General features: G+C 30.7%; 6 protein-coding genes. All 6 read left to right on the top strand.

What is annotated here, in order from left to right; translation table 11 throughout:
• Positions 1 to 173: 173 nt before the first annotated feature.
• The 6 genes from ACHZC3_RS05315 to ACHZC3_RS05340 all read left to right on the top strand — a co-directional run bounded on the left by ACHZC3_RS05315 (position 174) and on the right by ACHZC3_RS05340 (position 4,063).
• Positions 174 to 704 (top strand): PhzF family phenazine biosynthesis protein, encoded by a 531-nt coding sequence (locus tag ACHZC3_RS05315; protein ID WP_394758840.1) that lies wholly within the window; start codon positions 174 to 176, stop codon positions 702 to 704.
• Between the two features lie 146 nt (positions 705 to 850).
• Positions 851 to 1,702: a bifunctional helix-turn-helix domain-containing protein/methylated-DNA--[protein]-cysteine S-methyltransferase gene (locus tag ACHZC3_RS05320; protein ID WP_394758841.1), complete on the top strand. Its 852-nt coding sequence runs from the start codon at positions 851 to 853 to the stop codon at positions 1,700 to 1,702.
• Between the two features lie 65 nt (positions 1,703 to 1,767).
• Positions 1,768 to 2,523: an SDR family oxidoreductase gene (locus tag ACHZC3_RS05325; protein ID WP_394758842.1), complete on the top strand. Its 756-nt coding sequence runs from the start codon at positions 1,768 to 1,770 to the stop codon at positions 2,521 to 2,523.
• Positions 2,524 to 3,225, top strand: coding sequence for a 2OG-Fe(II) oxygenase (locus tag ACHZC3_RS05330; RefSeq protein WP_394758843.1), 702 nt, complete (start codon positions 2,524 to 2,526; stop codon positions 3,223 to 3,225).
• A 2-nt stretch (positions 3,226 to 3,227) separates the two neighbouring features.
• Positions 3,228 to 3,476: an Ada metal-binding domain-containing protein gene (locus ACHZC3_RS05335; protein ID WP_394758844.1), complete on the top strand. Its 249-nt coding sequence runs from the start codon at positions 3,228 to 3,230 to the stop codon at positions 3,474 to 3,476.
• Positions 3,452 to 4,063 (top strand): alpha-ketoglutarate-dependent dioxygenase AlkB family protein, encoded by a 612-nt coding sequence (locus tag ACHZC3_RS05340; protein WP_394758845.1) that lies wholly within the window; start codon positions 3,452 to 3,454, stop codon positions 4,061 to 4,063. The genes ACHZC3_RS05335 and ACHZC3_RS05340 overlap by 25 nt, the downstream gene beginning before the upstream one ends.
• Positions 4,064 to 4,336 lie beyond the last annotated feature (273 nt).

Genomic DNA, 4,336 nt, shown 5'->3' on the forward strand with positions numbered 1-4,336 from the left:
AATTATTTTTTGGCTTAATAAATTGTTCAACTTCTATCCTGATAATAATATTCTTATTTTTGTGGAAATTAAAAACAGCTCTTTTTAAGGAGTGACTAATTAAAAATACTAAAACTTCCAAAGAAACAATTGACGGAAAAAGAGAAATTCTACTGCAAGGCGATTTAGCATTTATGGAACAAAAACCACCAACTTATGTTGATGTTAATGAACAAAAAGAAAAAATACTAATCGCTTTAGGATTAACAGAAAATGAGGTTTTAGCAAATGCACCTATTCTAATTGTTAATACAGGAAACTCTTTTGCAATAATTCCAGTGGCAAATGAAGATATTTTGAAAAATATTGTTCCTGATTTTGATTTAATTACTGAAATAAGTGAAAACCTTGATTTAATTGGTTTTTATGTATTTTGTTTAAAAACAGATGATACAGCAAGAGATGTCAATACAAGAATGTTTGCACCAAGATATGGAATTAAAGAAGAAGCAGCTACAGGAATGGCAGCAGGTCCGCTTGCTGGATATTTGTATGATGTACTTAAAATTAAAAAAGACCAGTTCTTAATCCAGCAAGGTTGGTTTATGAATATACCTTCTAAAAGTTTAATTATCGTCAATTTATCAATAGAAAATGAAAAAAATACAAAAATTATGGCTGGCGGAAAAGGTATATCAATGAGTACAAAAATGATTGAAATTTAAAGTGGTGGTAAATGAAGCTCCAATATTATTTTTTTGTTTGCATTAAATGGAATGAAAAAGTAAAAAAATGATTTAGAAAATTAGCAAGTTTCGGATTTTATAAAACTAAATTTATTTCAACCTTTGCTGTATAAAATTGAAACAAAATGACGGTACAACAAAATATTAATTATAACCGAATTGCAGAAGCAATTGATTATATCAAATTTAACTTTAAAGAGCAACCCAATCTTGATGAGGTTGCACAAAAAGTCAATTTAAGTCCGTTTCATTTTCAAAGAATTTTTAGCGAATGGGCAGGCACAAGTCCGAAGAAATTTTTACAATATATAACCGTAGAATATGCAAAAACATTGTTAAAAGAAAATCAAGCTACACTTTTTGAAACAGCATACGAAACTGGACTTTCAGGAACAGGACGTTTGCACGATTTGTTCATAAATATTGAAGGAATGACGCCTGCCGAATATAAAAATGGCGGTAAAGATTTAGCCATAAATTATAGTTTTGCAGAATGCCCATTCGGAAATATTTTAGTAGCATCTACAGAAAAAGGAATTTGTTATATGTCATTCGCTGATGATGAAATTATTGCATTTTCAACAATGCAAAATCATTTTCCAAAGGCGAATTTTAGACAAATGGTTGACTTAATTCAACAAAATGCGCTCAATATTTTTACCCACGATTGGACAAAATTAAACCAAATAAAACTGCATTTAAAAGGAACAGATTTTCAATTAAAAGTTTGGCAAACATTGTTGAAAATCCCGATGGGACAATTGACAACCTATGGAACTGTAGCCAATAAAATTGAAAATCCAAACGCTTCAAGAGCAGTAGGAACAGCCATTGGTAGTAATCCTGTTGCATTTTTAATTCCTTGCCATCGTGTAATTCAATCCACTGGAGTATTTGGTGGTTATATGTGGGGCAATACAAGAAAAACAGCTATTATTGGCTGGGAAGGCACAAAAACACATCCAGTATTTATTTAGCAAGTTTCGGGTTTTATGGCAACTCAACTATATGAATATTTGCATTATAATTTAAAACAAATAAAATGCAAAAATTAAAAAACAAAGTAGCCTTAATTACAGGAGCAACAAGCGGAATTGGTAAAGCAACTGCACTTGATTTTATCGAAAACGGAGCAACAGTAATTATCACGGGTCGTTTTCAAAACACTATTGATGAAACAGTAGAAGAATTAGGTCATAATGCCAAAGGGATTGTGTCCGATGCAGGAAAAATGTCAGATTTACTGGAACTCAATAGTAAAGTAAGAACTCTAACTCCACAAATTGATGTTTTGTATGTCAATGCAGGTTTTGGAAAATACGCATCAATTGAAACTATTAATGAAGAACATTTTGATGAACAATTTAATGTAATTGTAAAAGGTACATTATTTACGGTTCAACAAATTTTACCATTAATGAGAGAAGGTAGTTCTATAATTTTAAACACATCTATCGTAACTGAAATTGGTATGCCAAATTCTGCTGTTTATTCAGCAGCCAAATCAGCGGTTCAATCTTTTGTGAAAACTTTTGCAGCCGAATTAGCTTCAAAGAAAATCAGAATAAATGCAGTTAGTCCAGGTCCAATAAATACAAATTATTTTGAGAGATCAAATCTAACTCAAGAACAAATTGAAAAATTTGCTGGTTCTGTATTTCCTCAAATTCCACTAGGACGTTTTGCACAACCTTCGGAAGTTGCCAAAGTGGTAACTTTTCTTGCTTCTGATGATGCTTCATTTATGCACGGATCAGAAGTATTTGTTGATGGTGGTTTTCCTAAAATTAAAATATAAATGAATAGAATTTTAGACATCAATTGGCAAATTGTAACCGAAGAAATGCACGAAAAAGGATATGCTATAATTCCAAAACTTATTTCTAGCGAGCAATGCACAGAATTGATAATTGAATATAATAACCCAAATTCTTATAGAAAAACGGTAGTGATGGAACGCTACCGTTTTGGTTTGGGAGAATACAAATATTTTAATTATCCGTTGCCAAATCTTATTCAAAATATTAGAGAAAGCGTTTATCCAAAATTGGTTCCAATTGCAAATGTTTGGATGAAAGTGCTAAATATCCCTACAATATTTCCACAAACACATCAACAACTTTTAAAACAATGCAACGACAATAATCAAACAAAAGCAACAGTTTTAATTTTGAAATATGGCAAAAGCGGACACAACACATTACATCAAGATTTGTATGGCGATGTGTATTTCCCAATTCAAACCGTTTTATTTCTAAATGAACCTGATGAAGATTTTACAGGTGGCGAATTTGTTTTAACCCAACAAACACCGAGAGCACAATCAAAAGCTACAGTATTAAAACCAAGGAAAGGCGATATGCTAATTTTTACAACCAATTTTCGTCCAATAAAAGGGAGCAAAGGATATTATCGGGTAAATATGAAACACGGTGTAAGTGAAATTCATAGTGGAGAACGACACACATTAGGAATAATTTTTCACGATGCATTGAGTTAAAAATGATACAACACATTGATATAACCGATAGCGATTTAAGAAGTACAATCAAACTAAAAGAAATTTGTTTTGGTGGAAATAGAAATTTAAAAATATATGGAACTTTACAATGTAAATCTGGTAAACGATTGAAACGAGAAAATAGAGTTTTCTTTTTATCAGAAAACGAAGCTACTGATAACGGATTTCGACCTTGCGGACATTGTATGAAAACAGAATATAAAAAATGGATTTATTTAACAACGAAATAGACAGCTTAAAAAACATATTGCCAAACGATGGTACAGTAAATTATTACGGAAAACTTTTGTCTAACAAAGATGCAAATCAATATTTTGATAGTTTAATGAATACTATTGATTGGAAAAACGATCAAGCGATTATCTATGGGAAAATCATAATTACCAAACGAAAAGTTGCTTGGTATGGTGATGCTAACTTTGAATACACTTATTCTAAGACTACCAAACGAGCATTGCCTTGGACAAAAGAATTATTAGAATTGAAAAGTATTGTAGAAGAAAAAACAGGCGAAAAATTCAATTCCTGTTTGCTCAATTTATACCATAATGGTGATGAAGGAATGGCTTGGCACAGTGATGCGGAAAAAGATTTAAAGAAAAATGGAGCAATCGGTTCATTAAGTTTTGGAGCTGAACGTAAATTTGCTTTCAAGCACAAAGAAACTAAAGAAACCGTTTCGCTAATTTTAGAACACGGAAGTTTATTAGTAATGAAAGGCACAACACAAACGAATTGGTTTCACCGACTTCCACCAACTAAACTAATAACAAAACCAAGAATAAACTTAACTTTTAGATTTATAAATACTGTATAAAAAATTTACACTTTAAGAAATCAAAAAAAAAAGTTTGACAAAATTCTCAATTTAAAAAAAATTTAAAATTAGTATTTCTGTAAAGATTTATCCTAAATCAATCGATACATATTCTCCTAACTTTATATATGAAGCAAAAATATATTCTCGAAACCTACGACCAAATACTAAAAGAAATCAAAAACCCTAAATTAGTTTTTGAAAATGATTTTGTTGCTTTTCTAGAAAATTGTTCCGATGAGAGTTTTTTGATTTACAAGGTTGATTTTGTCA

It is taken from the genome of Flavobacterium sp. (genome assembly GCF_043720215.1).
In the GTDB taxonomy this organism is placed as follows: domain Bacteria; phylum Bacteroidota; class Bacteroidia; order Flavobacteriales; family Flavobacteriaceae; genus Flavobacterium.